This window comes from Helicobacter ganmani (assembly GCF_003364315.1).
Classification (GTDB): domain Bacteria; phylum Campylobacterota; class Campylobacteria; order Campylobacterales; family Helicobacteraceae; genus Helicobacter_D; species Helicobacter_D ganmani.
This window is the reverse complement of the sequence record NZ_NXLS01000003.1, coordinates 106,455-123,658: the sequence shown is the minus strand read 5'-3', so window position 1 is coordinate 123,658 and position 17,204 is coordinate 106,455. Positions and strand designations below refer to the sequence as shown.

The window sequence follows — 17,204 nt, the reverse complement described above, 5'->3', positions numbered from 1 at the left end:
GAATCCTTAAGGATTCGTAGCAATTGGTTTGAAGTGCAAATTGCTTTATGTTTTTAATCTTCTCCTGCCCACCGAAAAACGATTTTGCGTAAGATTCTTTCTAGCATTTTTCGCAAAGGTCTCCAATGCATTACTGCACCGCCCAAAAGCCCAAATAAACTACCAATTGTAATATCTAGGATTCTTGCCTTGATAATCAAATCTGGGTCATAATTCATAAAGCTTGCAACTTCTGCCAAATAAGTGGAATAAGGGGTTAAAAATACCATTGCTAAAGCATAATTCCTAACTGTTGTTAATTCCGCAAAAAACATTAATGTCATCATCAAAAGCGCAAATTGAATTGGGCTGAAACTAAAGTGCAATAAGAAATAAGCGAAGCTTACGCCTAGAATCGTGCCCAAGATTCTTTGTGTCTGTTTAATCCAAATCTGTTTAAAAGTAACTGCTGTTAAGATAGCAGCACAACTTACCCCCACCCAATAGCCTCTTTCTAATTCCAAAAAGTTTTGGAAAATCATAGAGGCACTGACAAAAAACGCAATGATAATAGGGTCAATAATAATCACGCCAAAGCCAAATTCTCCGATTTTTGGAGTTGGTTTTGGAGGATGTTTGAAGAGGTAAATTACACTTAAAGAATACAGCAAAACCATCACATTGGCTACCATTGTTCCAAGTGCGACAAGCCCAATAGCAAAAGGATAGTCTTTGACTTCAAAAGGAATATAAGTGCCAAGAATCATCGCAAAGGTAAAGAAAAAGAATCCTGGCGCGCCAATGCTAAAATAGCGCACGACTTGCGCGCCTATCATCGTAACAAGAAAAACGATGAATGGAATTAGCGCAGGAAAGGCTTGTCCAATCAGTCCAAGCGTAAAGGAAGCAACAATTCCAAAAGCACTCGCCATACATAAAATCATTTTATGGTGAATTGGAGTGTCAGGAACATAAAGAAAAATATTGGTGCCGATGATTGCCACAAGTCCCAAATCAGGACGATTAAAAAAAGCTGCAATAAAAAGCACGATTGCAACACTTAATCCTGCAAAAAATGGCATTTGCCATAATCTATCGCTAGGATTCCAAGTGAAAATGAGCTTAATATTCTCTTGAATTTTTTGTAAAAAATTCATTCAAACTCCTTAAAGTTGTCGTTAAAATTATAGCATTCAACAAGAATTGTAAAGTTTTTAAGATTTGCTATAATACCAAAAACTAAAGGAATCTTATGAAAATTATTGCAAGTAATTTTAAGACAAACCACACACGCAAAAGCACTTTACAATTTTGCGAGAATTTAGAAAAGTTTATTGCAAAAAATCAAACACAAAATCAATCCTTTCCACATCAAATTATGATTTTTCCCCCACAAAGCGCACTCTTAGAAAATCGCTTTAAGAGTTTTCAGGTTGGAGCGCAAAACGCCTACCCTACAAAAAACGGCTCTTACACAGGAGAAATTGGTTTGGAGCAATTAGAGGAGTTTGGGATTCAAACACTTTTGATTGGGCATAGTGAGAGGCGTGAGATATTAAAGGAATCGCAAGAATTTTGCGCAGAGAAATTTAGGTTTTTTAGTCAGTTGGGATTTAGAATTTGTTATTGTATTGGGGAGTCGCAAGAAATCAAACAACAAGGTATTGAAGCGGTTTTGGAGTTTTTGGAATCCGAATTTGAAGGGATTAATTTAAATTCACCTGATTTAATTGTTGCCTATGAGCCGATTTGGGCGATTGGCAGTGGGGTAAGTGCAAGTTTGGAGGAAATCACACAAATTCACACACGCTTAAAGCAAAAATTAGGTAAAATTCCGCTTTTGTACGGCGGAAGCGTGAAACCCCAAAATGTGCGTGAAATTCTCTCCCTAAATGGTGTAGATGGTGTGCTTATTGGAAGTGCGAGTTGGGAGATTTCAAGCTTTTGTCAAATTTTAGATAATTCCATTGATTTAAGGAGTAAAGAATGATTATGCAAGGAAAAAAGGGCTTGATTGTCGGTGTGGCAAACAATAAATCTATTGCGTATGGAATCACAAAGGCACTCAAAGAGCAAGGTGCGACAATCGGCTTAACCTATATGAATGAACAAATTCAAAAACGCGTGTTTCCCATTGCGGAAGAAATCGGGAATTCCAAGTTTGTTTATGAGCTAGATGTAAGCAAAAAGGAGCATTTTGCGCTTTTGCGTGAAAGTATCAAGCGAGATTTTGGAACATTGGACTTCTTGGTGCATAGCGTTGCTTTTGCTCCTAAAGAAGCGTTAGATGGGAGCTTTTTGGATACAAGCAAAGAAGCCTTTAATGTTGCAATGGAAGTTTCAGTTTATTCGCTTATTGAGCTTTGCCGCGAACTTAAACCTGTACTAAGCCCCAATGCTTCAATTCTTACACTAAGCTATCTAGGAAGTGTCAAGCATGTTGCGCATTATAATGTAATGGGCGTTGCTAAGGCTGCTTTGGAATCTAGTGTGCGTTATCTAGCGCACGATTTAGGGAAAGAAGGAATCCGTGTCAATGCGATTTCAGCGGGACCAATTCGCACGCTTGCCGCAAGTGGAATCGGAGATTTTCGCTTCATCTTAAAATGGAATGAGGCAAATTCACCATTGCATAGAAATGTAACAATAGAGGAAGTAGGCAACTCTGCAATGTATCTCCTATCCCCTCTTGCAAGCGCGGTTACAGGCGAGATTCATTATGTGGATTGCGGTTATAATATTATGGGAATGGCAGCTGTGGAGGAAAAGGACGGCAAGGCTACTATGGTTTGGGATTCTTATAAATGACGCAAGATTATAAACAAAGTTGTAAGAGCGTTGTAGATGAATTTTTAAAAAACGCAACTAGATTTGACTTTAGCGAATACGAAATTTTGGACTATAATGAGTTTTTGTATTTTTTTAAAATTAAAGTTATTAATGAATTAGACATAGAGTCTAAATATAAAATACTCACAGGTTTGCATAAAGGTAATAGTGGAGATTTTTTCTTTACAGACGAAGAGTCTTTAAGAAATAAAATGAGTATTTATTTAAAGGCTGAAATTAACGATAGTAAAAACCTTGATTTGCTAAAGAGCCTTATACAAGATGGCGGATTTGCCACCTTTAAAAAAGATAAAAACATTAGAGAAATTGAGCCGAAGTTTTATTATAGTCATATTTGTAAAGAATGCGATGGAGATGGCGAAGTAGTTTGTCATCATTGCGGGGGAGCTGGCAAGGTTAGTTGTCATAGTTGCAGTGGAAGCGGTAAAAAAACTTGTAATTCTTGTAATGGAAGCGGTCGAACACGATTTGTCTTTAATGGGGAATCTCGCATAGTATCTTGTAATGCTTGTGGCGGCAGTGGTAAAAATAGATGTTCTGACTGCCAAGGTAGCGGAAAAAACATTTGTAATGTTTGTCGTGGAAGCGGTGATGTAATTTGCGAGATTTGCGATGGGGAAGGTCATCTTACTGATGTTTATACGATTTTTCTTTATGCAAAGCCGGATTATACTCTAATCTTGCAAGAAAACACGCAAGATTTCATTAAAGAAGCTCTGCAGAAAACGCTTATTTATAATATGGATTCATTTGGCTCAATCAAGCGACTTACACTAACAAGCGATGAAAGAACAAAACAAATTAAAGAAGTCTATGAATCCGCTGTGCCATTTGCAACCTTTAGTATTCGCTTAAATGATAGCGAGAATAATTTTATCCTTTATGGTAGAGATGCAGAAATATTTGATGCGGGCGGAATCTTAGATAAGATTTTGCAAGCAGATTTGAATAAACTTGTAAAAAGTGCGCAATTTACTTTTGCAAATCCTTTTGCACCTTTTGTATTTGCGATTCCTCTAAGAATATTTTTAAAATCAGAAAAAAATATAGAACTTATCGCAAACGATGCGTTGCATCAAGGCAAAACATTGCAAGAGGCATTAGATAACCTAGAACCATCAAATAATTCTCACGATACGGTGGATAATCGCGTTAATAAAGCTTATGAGCTGTTGGGTCGCACATTTAGCAAAGACTATATTCAAACTACATTACAAACATTGCCAAAGGCTATTTCTCGCATTAATCGTATCTCGCAAGTAAATTGGTTTGTTTTAGCATTTTTTGTTTCTGTTTTTATGGTTATTCTTAATAGGGTTGGAATCTTTTATTCAAGTCAAAAATCTTTTACTTTTAAAGATGGCAATATTCTTTATTTGAATCCATCTATTTACAATGCAAAGGGTTTGTTTGACTTTGGTAATTTTTGGGATTTAATCACTTTTATGCCCTTTGTTGCCATTATTTTTATCTTTATATGTATCGTTGGCATAGGCATAGGCTGTAATAAGCTTTATTGGAAGTTTATCGGCGGTAAAATATTTCATTCTTGGATTCTAGTTTTTTGCCCTCGCCATCGTAATTTATTATTAGTAAAATCCCTTTGTGGATATTTTGCGCTGTGTTTATTCTTTTATCTCTGCCCGATGTATTTTAAAAACGAAAAACTATATGGCATTTTTGCCAAAGAAGAGATTTTGCAAATTTACAATGCAACAAAAATAGTGTTTGAAGTTATTGGCGTCCATCTTGCGAAGTTTTTTGCGTTGGTGTTTGAGGGTGTGAGTTCCCTTTGGCAATTTTTAATTGGATTATTTTTAGGAGAGAATTGTGGAATCGCAATTAATGGCTTTGGCGATTGAGACTTATAAAATTACGCTTACCCTTTCTCTCCCGATGTTGCTTGTCGGGTTGGTAGTGGGCTTGATGATTAGTATTTTTCAAGCCACGACGCAAATTAATGAGATGACGCTTACTTTTGTGCCAAAGATTCTAGCGGTGATTGTTGTGATTATCTTTACAATGCCTTGGATGTTGAATATGCTAATGGACTTTACGACAAGAATCTTTAATCTAATGCCAAGCTTTCTTTTTTAGATTCCAATGTTTCAAAAAATTGTAGATTTTTCGTGTTATACGAGCGTGCGGATTGGCACACGGCTTGCATTAAATTATATAGAATCGCCCCAAGATTATATTGCTCTCTTGGAGCAGGCTTCCCCGCAAATCATCGGCAAGGCAAACAATCTATTGATTGCTCCAAATGCTAAGAATCTCTGCGTTTTAAGCAAAGCATTTGATTATATTAAGGACTTAGGAGATAGTTTGGAAGTTGGTGCGGCTACACCTAGCGGCAAGCTATTTTCCTATGCTAAACGCAAGAATTTGGGAGGGTTTGAGATTCTTTGTGGATTGCCCGGAAGTATGGGCGGAATCCTCAAGATGAATGCGGGACTAAAAAGCTATGAGATTCAAAAAGTAACACTCGGAATCTTGCAATTAGACTCTTTGGGTAAGCTTGATTTTAAGGGTGTAGAGAACTTAGGGTTAAGCTATCGTAGCAGTCAGATTGAGGGGCTAATTTTTGCTGGGATTTTTAAAAAACAAAGTGGTTTTAGAGCTGATTTGGTGGAGGAATGTATAAAAATGCGCCAAAATCAGCCCACAGAGCCTAGTTTTGGGAGTTGTTTTAAGAATCCTAAAGGGGATTTTGCAGGGAGATTGATTGAAGCAGTGGGGCTAAAGGGTGTGCGATTTGGTAAAAACAAAAGCCTATGTTTTAGCGAGAAACACGCGAATTTTCTTGTTAATCTTGGGGATTCTACCTTTGAGGAAGCGTTAGAACTGATAGAGATTGCAAAAGAAAAAGTGCAAAAGGAACGTGGAATCGCACTAGAAAATGAAGTGCAGATTCTGCGATAATGGAGGGAAAATGCGGCGCAGTGATTTTGATTGCAAAGATTTGGGATTCATACAAGAGTTTTTAAACAAAATAGAATTTGGTACGCTCGTGATTCCTGATAGCATTCCCTATGCTGTGCCACTTAGCTTTTGCTATGAGGATTCTAAGATTTATCTACACGGCGCAAAGGCGGGGCGCAAATATGAGCTTCTAAAACATAATCCAAAAGTCTCCTTTAGTGTGGCAAAACCTTATGCTTATATTCCCTCAAGTTTTTTGAAAGGAACGATGATTCCGACACAATTTTTCTTTTCTGTCTTTTTAGAGGGGCAGTTTTGTGTCGTGGAGGATTTGGAGGAGAAAAAGCATATTTTAACGCGTCTTGTGCGCAAATATGAGCCTAAAAATTCTCAAATGAGTATGGAGAGTGGGCAGTTTGTCGGTAAGGAAAAAGGCACTTTTGTAGGAAAAATTTTAGTGGAATCTTTAAGTGCGAAAGCAAAATTTGGTCAGAATCTTAAAAGTGCGGAATGGGAGCAAATTATGCAGGATTTAAAGAATCGCAAAGAGAAGCGGGACGCAGAGACAATAGAGCTTATGCAACGATTTGTAACAAAATAGCAAAACATATAAAGTTTTTTCTAAAATTAACCGATATTTTTAAGAATAAATTTCTATAATGATTAAATATTTTTTAACAAAGGGTTTTTTGTGCGTAAAATAGTTTTGGGTGTGGTATTGGTTTTTGGATTGTGTGCGTATGCGAGTCCAAAGATAAACAATGAGGCAGATGTGTTTGAAAAAAAAGTTGCATTAAAATCTGATGATTCTAAAGATATAATGGCAAAACTTATCAGAAAATGCGTTCCTGATAGATATGGAAACTACCATTGTTTTATTGTAGCGGTATAAAATAAGGAGTAATAATGTTTGTAAATGGCGCAGGAAGCATTGTTTCTTCTAAGGTTTATCTAGCAGCAAATGCTCGCACACAGGCGACATTAATGAATGAAGAAAGCCAAGATTTGCAACTAAAACCACAAGAAAGAGAAATCAAAGAATCCATAAAATCAAAGTTAGTTGGGGATTCTAACTACCAACTCGTGCTTTTTGATGACCCTACAAGTGGAGAGCGCGTGAGTGCTTTAATCTCTAAAGAAAATATGGAACGATTGCAAGAAAAGTTCAACAAAAAAGACTTTTTTGCTAGAGAAGATGGCAATATGCGCTTAAGTGGCAAGGCAGAAGCGTATGTTAGTGGCTGGTATGCGGAGATAATGGGCAATGTGGGGGGAGCAAAAGCGGATTTGAATCAAGATGGGAAGTTTTCAGAAAAAGAAAGAGAGCTTCTGAGAGATGGTTATAGTTTTGAGTTGAGCCAAAGCCAATCGTTTGGCAATCCAATTTCTGTACTTTTGGTAGAGGGCAATACTAAAAGTGATGATACAGAAGTGCGCACCATAGAGGATTTACTAGATAATTTCATCTCTCAAGACAAAGATTTAAATGGCAAAATCAGCGTTCAAGAACATTTTGAAGTAACGCGTGGCAGCTTATATAGCGCGTTGAAGGGGATTTTGGAATCGCAAGAAAATCCTTTAGCAGAAATGGTTGCACAATCCCAAGAAGCAAGTCTCACAACCCCAAACAAAGAGGAGTTAGATGTCTCTGCAATGGAAGAGGCGATGAGACTTCTTGCAAAAATCAAGCAGAGTGGCAATCTCAATGCGCTTTCACCGGAGGAGCAGGCATTGGTGAGGCAGTATTTTGCAGGAGAGGTGGAGCAAATCAAGCAGCAAAGCCAAGATGCTGATATGATAAATCAGCATTTGGATAGTAAAATCCGCGATTTTGTGGAGCAAATGGGTTCTAGCGAAAGCTTGATTCTAAGCACAAAAGCGTAACTTCATTCTTGCGATTTTTTCTTGTATAAGGAAGCAAGCGGACGAAGTAATCCCCCATAATCTTTTAAACTAAGTGTTAAAAGCAAGGTTTTATATTATAGATTGCTACAAATTGTGTTGTAATTCTTGTGATAACAATTTCCTCCCCCGTCAAGTGGAATCTTGCAAGGAGTTAGGATAGCAGATTTTGATATACTTGCATAGTTTTCTCTCCCATTGCGACGAGAGAGAAATTTTTACAAATAAAATCACGAGATGGTAGGATTCTTCTCTCTTTTCTAATTAGCAATTCTAATGCTTCTATAAACTCCTCTAAGTTTGGATTTTGCGTGAGAATGAAATTTGGCTTACCTTGAGAATAAAAGTGCAAATCCGTGATAGACCCTATATTGCCTGCAATACTTGGAATTTCCATAGCGAGAGCTTGCATTAGGCTTTGTGGCACACCCTCATTTCTATCGCTAGTAAGCATAAATATATCCAAAGTTGCCAAAAATTCCGCAGGATTTTCAATGTGTCCAAGCAAGCGCACGATTTCTTGATTTGCCGCCTGATTGACTTCCTTTGCAAGATTTTCTAAACACACTTGTCCATCTCCGCTACCTGCAATCACAAAAAATACATCGGGATATTTTTGGCAAATTCCACGTGCGACTTCAATAAAAACATCTTGTCTTTTCATTGCGCGCAAAACGCCTAAATTGCCTATAATCAATTTATTTTGTGGGAGATTGTATTTTGTTTTCATTGCTTCTTTGTTATATTTTTCTTTGTAAAAAGTTTCTGTATCAATGCCTGTGGGTATAGAGAGAATCCTCTCTGGTTTGATACGATTTTCTCGTATCATTGCTTCACGAATACTTTCTCCTGTGGTAATGATGAAATCTGCTAGGGAGTTAATAAAGTTTAAGCGCGAGGGGTGAATTTTGTTAGATAAATGTCTTGTGCGGATAAACTTCGCTCCACTCCCGATACTAGCTAATCCACCCAACCAAGTATCTATGCCACTATGCGTGTTGATAATATCAAAGTTTCTTGCGATTTTATGGAGTTTGTAGATGCTCTCTATGTCGGTTTTGCGCCTAAAGGGTAGGGTAAAGGTGGTAAAACCATATTCTTTTGCTTTGGGTAAGATTCTAGCGTCCTCTTTGGTAGCAAGCGCAAGATGGCAGCCACGCCTACGCATTTCTTGCATTTCGTTTAGAATCCGAATCTCCTGTCCGCCAAAGCCACCCGACCATTCTGTGTGTAAAATGCGCATTATTTTTTCCTTGTGAGTGCTTCTAGTAATGCAAGTGGATACAATGTATGTTCTAGTTTGTGGATACGTGCTTCATAGGATTCTAAGCTTTCTCCCGCAATTTTTGTGATTGCTCCTTGTGCAATGATTTCCCCGCTATCTAGTTCTTCGCTGACATAATGCACACTCACACCTCCTAGGCGCATAGGTGAGTTGTAGGATTCTAAGATTCCGTGCGCGCCTTTGAAAAGGGGCAAAAGTGAGGGGTGGATATTGATAGCGCGAATCTTTTGCGTAAAAATCGGTGTCAAGATTCGCATAAATCCAGCCAATACACATAAATCTAGTTTAAATTCTTGCAGGGTTGTAATTAATTGTGCATCAAATTCCTCTCTTGTTTTCCCTGCATTCTCAATCACTTCTGTGGCGATTCCTAGTCTTTTGGCGCGCGTAAGTCCAAATGCGTCGCTTTTGTTACTCAAAGCCAAGACAACCTCCACCTTAAAGGCTTTGTTGGAATGTTTGCCCTTTGCGCAATCGGGTTCTATTATTTTAAATGTATGCGCTAATCCTCCAATCAAGAATCCCTCAATCAAAACATCTCCAATTAAGAATCCTCCAATTGTGCTTTGTTTTATATTTTCGGGTCGTTTGCTAGGGAGAAAGCATTTTTTGTGCAAAGATTTGATGAGTGCCTCTAAATTGCTTCCATTGCCGCTAAATAAAATAGCGATTCTTTTTGTTTCCATAGAATCTCTTTTAGGCAAAAAAATGCGGGTGTGTTTGTTTGAGTTGCTTGAGATTCTGTAAAATCTCATTGACACCATATTCTACGCTTTGCTCATCTAATCCGTCAATATAAGCGTCTAATGCCTCTTGCATAGAGGATTCTTTCACACCGCTTAAGATTAACGTCACGCAAAGCATATCGCTTAATTGAATGGATAACTCCTCCACTTCTTCTTCTAGCTCTTTGATTCTGTCTTTATTCATATTCTTCTCCTTTTAAGATATTTTGCACACACTCTTTAATATTATCATAGATAAAACTTTCTTTAAAACCATCTATTTTGCCACCACTTGCATTTGCGTGTCCTCCTCCATTGAAGTAATTTTTCGCTAAAACACTTACATCGCAAGCATTATTGGCACGCAAGCTTACATTTCCACGCGCACTCACATCTATGAAGAAATTAAATTGTGGATTGTTTTTTAAAAATAAGTTTGCAAGCACTGAGATATTGCCAATGCTATAACTCAAAAATCCTCTATATTGCTTCCAATATATACTGCAAGATTCTGCTTTTTGCGCCAAAAGCTCGCTTTGGTATTTTGAGATTAGATTATCAAGTGTGGCACTTAACAAGCTGCCTTTCAAAAAGCATTTTTTCATCTCTAAAATCGCATTATCTAGCAGAATTTCTCCCTTTTCTTGTCCAAGAAATTTTGCGGATTCTTTTAATAAAGCAAGTTTGTATTCGCGGTCTTCTTTATCAAACATAAAGCGATTGAGCTCTTTGCATTCTACAATCATTCGCATTGCGACTTTGCCAAACTCAAAGGCATAACCCTCTTCCAACCATAAATCCACACTATTAATCATTTTCACCATTGGTTCAAGCCATTGCCTTACAGAATCGCAAAGCCCATAACGCGTAAGCAGTGTATCATAAACGATATGTGTAGCACATCGTTTGGTGTCCAAAAAATACCATTCATAAGTTTGTGCGCATTCTTGCCCGCTTTTGTGGTGGTCTAATAACTCAAAAGTGATTTGGAATCCATTGAGATTTAGCTCTAGGACGGATTGCACTAATCTTTCGCATTCATCTGATGTGAGATTCAAATCACTAATCAAAATGTGTGCTTCTTTTTCTTTGGGATTCTTTGCTTTTGTGTATTTGATTTGCCGATAAATTTCCTCTAGGCACGCACTAACTTCTTTGCCATAGTTGGCATTATAAAAAAACATTAACAAGGAATCGGACGCAAACGCGCGTGTATAGATTTCGCGACTTACCATTTGACAACCATAGCCGTCTAAGTCAATATGAGATAAATGGTAGATTTGCATATTTTTCCTTACAGAGCGAACTCAACCGTGCCCAAGATTTCATATTTGCTTTGATAATCAATCTCTGCGGTGCTTAAAACAATCATATTGCGTCCAAAACCATATTGCTCAAGGAAAATCGCTAAAGGCTTTCTTAGCACCATAGAAGTGCCGCCGATGATTGTTGGCACAGCACCCATAGACGCGCCTTTTTGGAGAGAAATATTAAGTGCGTCAAGTAAGTTTTGCGATTCTGTCGGGCTTAGGCGTAACCTTTGTCCCATTTTTTGTTGGTCTGGCAAACGTTCTAGCAAGAATTGTTCTAATGCCGGAGAAAGGATAAAATAGCGCAAGATTCCGTCGTCATTTTGAAAATTATGCGTAATGAGTCGTTTTAGGCATGCGCGGACATATTCTGTGAGTGTTGGCAAATCACCTTTGTAGGCTGGATAGCCATCTGCAATGGCTTCAGCAATGCTTAACATATCTTTAATTGGAATTTGTTCGTGCAACAGCTCTTTTAGGATATGTTGAATCGTGCCAACGCCTACACCTTTGATTTCCTCTGCTAAAATCGGATAATCTTTGCCTAGTTTTTCAAGCAGATTATACACTTCTTGACGTGTGAGTAATTCCTCTGCGTGTTGTTTAATGAGTTCTTGAATGTGTGTGCTAATCACGGTTGCACCATCAATGGTTGTGTAACCCTCAATAATTGCGTCTTCTTTTTTGCTTTCATCTATCCAATAAGCGTCCAAGCCAAACACTGGCTCTTTGGTTGGGATTCCATCAGGTAATTCCCCGGCAAATCCGCTTGCAGCAACCGCAAGATATTTATCTGTCATTACTTTACCATGACCAATTTCAATTTCTTTAAGCAAGATTTGGTATTCATCAGGAGGTAAATTCAAATCATCTCTTAAATGCACCATTGGCACGAGGATTCCATATTCTGTTGCCATTGTTTTACGGATTTGGCGGATTTTATTCACGAGCTCGCCTCCTTGCGCAGGGTCTGCAAACTTGATGAGCTGATACCCAAGCCCCACACGCAAGATTTTGACTTTGAGCGCGTTATCAATCTCTGCTTCATCGCGTTTTTTGCGCTCTTCCTCATTTTCTTTGGGAGGCTGTTTTGCTGCTTGAGTGGCGGCGGCTTGCTGTCTTGCTTGTTTGCGTTGAGGGAGATTGTCAGAATCTTGCAATTCCCCCTCTTTGGTTTTATCAGCTTTTTTTATTTTTTTAAAGAGTGATTCTACATATTTCCACACTTCTCCCTCTTTCTGCTTGCTTAAAAGTAAAGCAAGGCTTAAAAACAGCAAGCCTACAAAACCTAATGAGAGGGTAGGTAAGCCCGGCACGAGAGCAAAAAGCAATAAAATGCAGCCCACAATTAAAAGTGTTTTAGATTCGTTGATGAGTTGGTCAATAATCCCTGAAGCAAAGTTTTCACCCTCTTTGCTAAAACGCGTTACAATGATACCTGTGGCGGTGGCGACAATGAGTGCAGGGAGTTGCGAAACCAAACCATCACCAATCGTTAGGATTGTGAAAGTGGAAGCAGAATCTGCTATCGTCATATCTTTTTGAAAAACGCCGATGAGGAATCCACCAATGATATTAATGAGCGTGATAATAATTCCAGCAATTGCATCGCCTTTGACGAATTTGTTTGCACCATCCATAGAACCATAGAAATCTGCCTCTGTTGCTAGGGCGTCGCGTCTTGCTTTTGCCTCCTCTTGTCCAATGATTCCAGAGTTTAAATCCGCGTCAATCGCCATCTGCTTGCCCGGCATTGCGTCTAGTGTAAAACGCGCTTTAACTTCAGAAACCCTTGTAGAACCATTAGTTACAACCATAAAGTTGATAATGACTAAAATAATAAATAAAATGATTCCAATAACATAATTTCCGCCCACAACAAATTGTCCAAAGGCATTGATAATATCGCTCACTGCTTCAGGACCTAAATGCCCATTGCTTAAAATCATTCTTGTTGTTGCGATATTAAGAGCAAGGCGAAAAAGAGTAATAATTAGCAAAAGCGTAGGAAAAGCGGAAAAATCTGTGGGTTTTTTGACATACAATGCTATGAGGATAATGAGTGCCGAAAGTGCAATAGAAATGGCTAGGAAAAAATCCAATAAAGAACTTGGAAGTGGCACAATGATGATTGCTAAAATCGCAATAATAAAAAAGACAACCGTTAAATCTTTTGAGCCTGAAAGAAAAGATAAAAAGGGCATAATCCTGCTTAATAAAGACACTTTTTTATCTGCTGTTGCCAAATCTACTCCAAAATAAATAAATCAATCTGTAATTTTAGTCGTTTTTAGCCGATAAAATCAAGAAAATTGTTAAAATTTTAGCGCATTTTTACATTTTTATGATAAAATCGCAAATTTTATTTAATTATACCAATCAGGAGGTCAAAATGGCTCAAGATTCGGCGAAAAAGAGAGAAATTACTTCTACTTTTGCTAGAAATCCCAAAGATACAGGTTCTACAGAGGTGCAAATTGCTTTACTTAGTGATAGGATTAAAACACTTACACAACATTTAAAGGTAAATCCAAAAGATCATTCTAGTCGTTTAGGACTTAGAAAGCTTGTTTCTCAAAGAAAAGGCTTACTTACTTATTTGCGTCGCAAAAATTTCAAAAGCTATGCAAATGTGATTGAAAAATTAGGATTAAAAGACAGAGGTTAATCTCTGTTTTTGTTTTTGTGTTCTTTCCCTGCTAAACTTTAAAAAGTTTTCCCACTTTCGCCAAGCTATATTTTCTTAAAGTGAGATGAGCTATAATTTAAAATTTTGAAAATAGGGCGTAGAAGTTGAATGCAATCTTTAAAGAATTAATGGAATCTTGGGAAGTTTCTCTAGCAGACCAAAACATTTATTTGCAGAGTGCTTACACTAAAAGTTTCCCTAAAAATTATAGAATTTTAAAAGGCGAGCAATGTCGCGGACTTGTTTTGATATTAGATGGTGCTTTGCGGACATTTATCGTTTCTCCAAATGGCAAGGAAATCAATCTTTTTGTTCTAAAAAATAGTGAATTTTGTATTCTTTCTGCTACTTGCATTTTAAAAAATATTCATTTTGATGTTTGTTTGGAGTTCATTCAAACTTCCAATGTGTTGATTTTACCTAGCAAGATTTTTGACGAATTAAGTCTTAAGTATCCCATTGCTAAACAATTTCAGACAGAACTTATTGGAGAACGTTTAAGTCGCGTTGTGTCATCTTTGAGCTCTCTTGCTTTTGAATCTTTGGAGGATAGGGTTTTGAATTTTTTGCGTTCTGTTTTGCGCCGTGAGGATTCAAAGGACTTTAAAACGCTTTATATCACACACGAAGAGATTGCCAATGCGTTAGGAAGTGCGCGTGAGGCAGTCTCAAGAGTGTTAAAGGAGCTAGAAAAGCAGGGCAAACTCAAAACAAGGCGAGGAATCATTGAGCTATTTTGATAAATTGCTTGAGATTCCAATTCCAAGCTTAAAGGCGCGCAAGCCAATAAGGAATATTTGCCTGCTCTTGCGCAACACTCGTTGTATTGCCGTGTCCGGGTAGAATCAGTAGATTTTCTTTTCTCTCCATAAATTTTTCTAAACTCGCTTTCATTGCGCTATGAGAGGAATAAGGAAAATCGCTGCGTCCAATGGAGCGATGAAAGATAAAATCTCCGCTAAACATTACTTTTTGTTGGGACAAAGGTGGAATCTCACTTTGTGATGATGCGTTTTGCGCAGATGTAGAATCTGTATTGGTTAATTTAGAACTAAGCACAATCACGCTGCAACCCGGAGTATGACCGGGATAGCAAGAAAATTCTACGATAAAATTACCCAATGTGTAGTGATTTTCTCTGCCTAGATTCTCTGTATTTGCAGTTTTTCTCTCTATGGTTTCACCCTCTTTGCCACCCACAAGCAAACTAGGAGTAGATTGGGGTAGCCCGGTGCTAAAGCAGTCTTCTGTTAGCATAAAAGCATCTTCTAGCGGACAAAGTAGCGGAATCTTACCAAAATATGAAAGGAGCTCGGCGTTACTCCAAACATGGTCAAAATGCCCGTGTGTATTCAAAATTGCAAGCGGTTTTTTGCTCTCTAAGGTTTCTATTACCCAAGTGCTTGCGCCGATTCCCGGGTCAATAATCAATGCTTCATCAGTTTGCTTATCTATCGTAAGGTAGCAATTTGTCTGATATTCTCCAAAGGCTTTGCACAAAATCATAAAAGAATCATTCTCAAAAAGAATCATAGATTTTCCTTAAAATTTCTCAAAATCTTGCGAATCTTAACGCAAAATCGCTAAAATAATACCAAAAAAGGCGGATAAAATGACACAAAATCTAATGCAACCTCAAGAGCGATTCTATCCTGCTACGCCAGATTTCCGTGATGCGTTTGGCAGAGATAGAGACAGAATCATACACAGCTCGTATTTTAGACGCTTAGAATACAAAACACAAGTGTTTATTAATCATAGTGGAGATTATTTTCGCACGCGTTTGACACATTCGCTTGAAGTGAGCCAGATTGCACGCACTTTAGCGAAAAATTTGGGATTAGATGAGAATCTTGCGGAAGCCATTGCGCTAGCTCACGATTTGGGGCACACGCCTTTTGGACACGCAGGAGGAGATGAACTAGACAAAATAATGCGTCATTATGGCTTTCATCACGGGTTTGACCATAATTTCCAATCGTTTCGGGTGGTAACAAAACTAGAGAAGCGGTATAAAGATTTTGAGGGTTTGAATCTTTCCTTTGCGACTTTGGAGGGAGTCTTAAAGCATTCTTATCCTTATGAAAAATCGTTTATCAATTCCAATTTGCAAAATTTTTTTCGCGTGGAATTTCACCCAAGTTTAGAAGCGATTCTTGTAGATTTATCCGACGAGATTGCGTATATTAGCGCGGATATTGACGATGGCATTAAATATGGCTTGATTGGCTTTGAGGATTTAAAAGAAAACGCATTAGTCGCGCGCGCCTTAGAGTTTGTGGAGAGAGAGGAGGGGATTGTGCGTCATGATTCTATCTTTCGTCATCGTTTCACCTCACGTTTGATTACAATGCTTGTTTATGATATTTTGGATAATCACAAGCCCTTTGCGCAGGATTCTGTGCAGTGCTTTACTACTCTTGCTAAGGAATCTTTGCCTATTTCTCACACAACAACAATAGAACAAGAGATAAAAGCACTCAAAAAAATTCTTTTAAAATGTCTCTATCGTCATCAAGAAATTTACAAAAAAATGTTTATGGGCAAACGTTGTGTGCGAAAACTTTATGATTGCTTCAATAACGAAACCAATCTTTTGCCAAAGGATTTGCAAGCAAGAATCTCTAATGGAGAAAAGATACATCGCGTTTGCGCGGATTATATCGCTTCTATGACAGACCGCTACGCCATTGCGCTTTACCACGAGTTGGGATTCTAAACTTTTGTGGTGGATTGCTATGCGTTATAAATAACGCTCTCCACTGCGTCATTGCGAGCGAAGCAATCTATAATCTTGCATAACTTTAAGATTCCATTGCCAACGTTTCGGTGAGATTCTTTATTGTAGATTACCACGACTTCTTACGAAGTCTCGCGATGACGCAGTGTTCAAAGCAAACTTGTTCCTTTGTGTAACAACCTTAAACAAACTAAAAAGTTAAAAAATATTTTATATTTATTTTTAAGATTCTACAATTTATAATGAAATCTTAAATTTTTAAAAAAGGAGAAATAATGAAAAAGCTAGTTTTAGGAACTTTACTAAGTTTAGGGCTTACAAGCATACTCTTTGCAGGCGAAATAGATTTTATTGCTCTTGCAACCAATGGAGAGTTTAACGAACAAAGTGCAGGTGTGAAAGTCTTAAATGATGAGGAGATGAGGCAGGTTGTAGGTGGGGCGTATTTGAGTGGCTATATTCCTAAACACTATGGCGTTGTAAATAATTTAGGGCAAAATATTTATTACACTGCATATTATCATCTTGTTTTGGAAAGTGGCGATACGCCTTATTTTAATCTTGGTTCTAACTATTATGCGGCTGTTGCTACAACTTATAACTTTAGAACAAATAGCACTTCTGCCGAAATTGTAAAAATAAACCTTAACAATTCAAGTGATGTTCAAAGGATAGATAACCAAAACGCAGTTCGTAGCAAGATTAAATCGTTTGATAATGTCTATTCTTGGATAAAAGCTGATAAAGTCAATATTAAATATTTCAAGTAAATTTGGCATACTTTTTGCTTATCCTTTATATA

The 17,204-nt window shown here is 37.7% G+C and carries 19 protein-coding genes; 12 read left to right on the top strand and 7 right to left on the bottom strand.

The features are described 5' to 3' along the window. Window positions 1–53 precede the first annotated feature (53 nt). Entirely contained in the window at window positions 54–1,136 is a 1,083-nt protein-coding gene (locus CQA43_RS04225; RefSeq protein WP_115551364.1) for an FUSC family protein, read from the bottom strand. A gap of 95 nt (window positions 1,137–1,231) precedes the next feature. On the opposite strand from CQA43_RS04225, the gene CQA43_RS04220 reads away from it, so the two are divergent. The 8 genes from CQA43_RS04220 to CQA43_RS04185 all read left to right on the top strand — a co-directional run bounded on the left by CQA43_RS04220 (window position 1,232) and on the right by CQA43_RS04185 (window position 7,635). Then, window positions 1,232–1,969 carry a triose-phosphate isomerase gene (locus CQA43_RS04220; protein ID WP_115551363.1) on the top strand — a complete coding sequence of 246 codons (738 nt, stop codon included), beginning with the start codon at window positions 1,232–1,234 and terminating at the stop codon, window positions 1,967–1,969. Next, on the top strand, window positions 1,966–2,787 hold the full coding sequence (gene fabI / locus CQA43_RS04215) for an enoyl-ACP reductase FabI (protein WP_115551362.1): 822 nt from the start codon (window positions 1,966–1,968) through the stop codon (window positions 2,785–2,787). Before CQA43_RS04220 ends, fabI begins: the two co-directional genes overlap by 4 nt. Next, window positions 2,784–4,691, top strand: a complete 1,908-nt coding sequence (locus CQA43_RS04210; protein ID WP_115551361.1) for a primase-helicase zinc-binding domain-containing protein — start codon at window positions 2,784–2,786, stop codon at window positions 4,689–4,691. Before fabI ends, CQA43_RS04210 begins: the two co-directional genes overlap by 4 nt. Next, window positions 4,660–4,926, top strand: coding sequence for a flagellar biosynthesis protein FliQ (gene fliQ, locus CQA43_RS04205; protein ID WP_026943775.1), 267 nt, complete (start codon window positions 4,660–4,662; stop codon window positions 4,924–4,926). Before CQA43_RS04210 ends, fliQ begins: the two co-directional genes overlap by 32 nt. A 6-nt stretch (window positions 4,927–4,932) precedes the next feature. Beyond that, window positions 4,933–5,751, top strand: coding sequence for a UDP-N-acetylmuramate dehydrogenase (locus CQA43_RS04200; RefSeq protein WP_115551360.1), 819 nt, complete (start codon window positions 4,933–4,935; stop codon window positions 5,749–5,751). Window positions 5,752–5,761: 10 nt separating this feature from the next. After that, window positions 5,762–6,352 carry a pyridoxamine 5'-phosphate oxidase family protein gene (locus CQA43_RS04195; protein ID WP_115551359.1) on the top strand — a complete coding sequence of 197 codons (591 nt, stop codon included), beginning with the start codon at window positions 5,762–5,764 and terminating at the stop codon, window positions 6,350–6,352. 90 nt (window positions 6,353–6,442) lie between these two features. Then, window positions 6,443–6,643, top strand: a complete 201-nt coding sequence (locus tag CQA43_RS04190) for a hypothetical protein (protein ID WP_115551358.1) — start codon at window positions 6,443–6,445, stop codon at window positions 6,641–6,643. 14 nt (window positions 6,644–6,657) lie between these two features. Beyond that, the gene (locus tag CQA43_RS04185) at window positions 6,658–7,635 is read left to right on the top strand and encodes a hypothetical protein (RefSeq protein ID WP_115551357.1); all 978 of its coding nucleotides are present in this window, start codon (window positions 6,658–6,660) and stop codon (window positions 7,633–7,635) included. A 172-nt stretch (window positions 7,636–7,807) separates the two neighbouring features. Here CQA43_RS04185 and CQA43_RS04180 read toward each other — a convergent pair whose 3' ends face one another. From CQA43_RS04180 to flhA, 5 genes are read right to left on the bottom strand one after another with little or no spacing between them, the layout of a single operon-like run. Further along, on the bottom strand, window positions 7,808–8,896 hold the full coding sequence (locus CQA43_RS04180) for a glycosyltransferase family 4 protein (RefSeq protein WP_115551356.1): 1,089 nt from the start codon (window positions 8,894–8,896) through the stop codon (window positions 7,808–7,810). Further along, window positions 8,896–9,624, bottom strand: a complete 729-nt coding sequence (gene purN, locus CQA43_RS04175) for a phosphoribosylglycinamide formyltransferase (protein WP_115551355.1) — start codon at window positions 9,622–9,624, stop codon at window positions 8,896–8,898. The genes CQA43_RS04180 and purN overlap by 1 nt, the downstream gene beginning before the upstream one ends. 10 nt (window positions 9,625–9,634) lie before the next feature. Further along, the gene (locus CQA43_RS04170) at window positions 9,635–9,868 is read right to left on the bottom strand and encodes a hypothetical protein (RefSeq protein ID WP_115551354.1); all 234 of its coding nucleotides are present in this window, start codon (window positions 9,866–9,868) and stop codon (window positions 9,635–9,637) included. Beyond that, window positions 9,861–10,949: a DHH family phosphoesterase gene (locus CQA43_RS04165; protein ID WP_115551353.1), complete on the bottom strand. Its 1,089-nt coding sequence runs from the start codon at window positions 10,947–10,949 to the stop codon at window positions 9,861–9,863. The genes CQA43_RS04170 and CQA43_RS04165 overlap by 8 nt, the downstream gene beginning before the upstream one ends. Before the next feature lie 8 nt (window positions 10,950–10,957). After that, window positions 10,958–13,177, bottom strand: a complete 2,220-nt coding sequence (gene flhA / locus CQA43_RS04160; RefSeq protein ID WP_245944212.1) for a flagellar biosynthesis protein FlhA — start codon at window positions 13,175–13,177, stop codon at window positions 10,958–10,960. Between the two features lie 188 nt (window positions 13,178–13,365). Between flhA and rpsO the strand changes: the two genes are divergently transcribed. Together rpsO and CQA43_RS04150 are read left to right on the top strand one after the other, a co-directional pair. Beyond that, entirely contained in the window at window positions 13,366–13,641 is a 276-nt protein-coding gene (gene rpsO / locus CQA43_RS04155) for a 30S ribosomal protein S15 (protein WP_115551351.1), read from the top strand. A gap of 125 nt (window positions 13,642–13,766) precedes the next feature. Then, window positions 13,767–14,402: a Crp/Fnr family transcriptional regulator gene (locus tag CQA43_RS04150; protein ID WP_245944211.1), complete on the top strand. Its 636-nt coding sequence runs from the start codon at window positions 13,767–13,769 to the stop codon at window positions 14,400–14,402. A 28-nt stretch (window positions 14,403–14,430) separates the two neighbouring features. Here the strand turns inward: CQA43_RS04150 and CQA43_RS04145 are convergent, their stop codons facing one another. After that, on the bottom strand, window positions 14,431–15,195 hold the full coding sequence (locus CQA43_RS04145) for an MBL fold metallo-hydrolase (protein ID WP_115551350.1): 765 nt from the start codon (window positions 15,193–15,195) through the stop codon (window positions 14,431–14,433). A gap of 94 nt (window positions 15,196–15,289) precedes the next feature. On the opposite strand from CQA43_RS04145, the gene CQA43_RS04140 reads away from it, so the two are divergent. Together CQA43_RS04140 and CQA43_RS04135 are read left to right on the top strand one after the other, a co-directional pair. Next, a complete protein-coding gene (locus CQA43_RS04140) occupies window positions 15,290–16,381 on the top strand; it encodes a deoxyguanosinetriphosphate triphosphohydrolase (protein WP_115551461.1) in 1,092 nt (363 codons plus the stop codon). A gap of 296 nt (window positions 16,382–16,677) precedes the next feature. Next, complete coding sequence (locus tag CQA43_RS04135) at window positions 16,678–17,172, top strand: hypothetical protein (protein WP_245944210.1); 495 nt, start codon at window positions 16,678–16,680, stop codon at window positions 17,170–17,172. Window positions 17,173–17,204 lie beyond the last annotated feature (32 nt).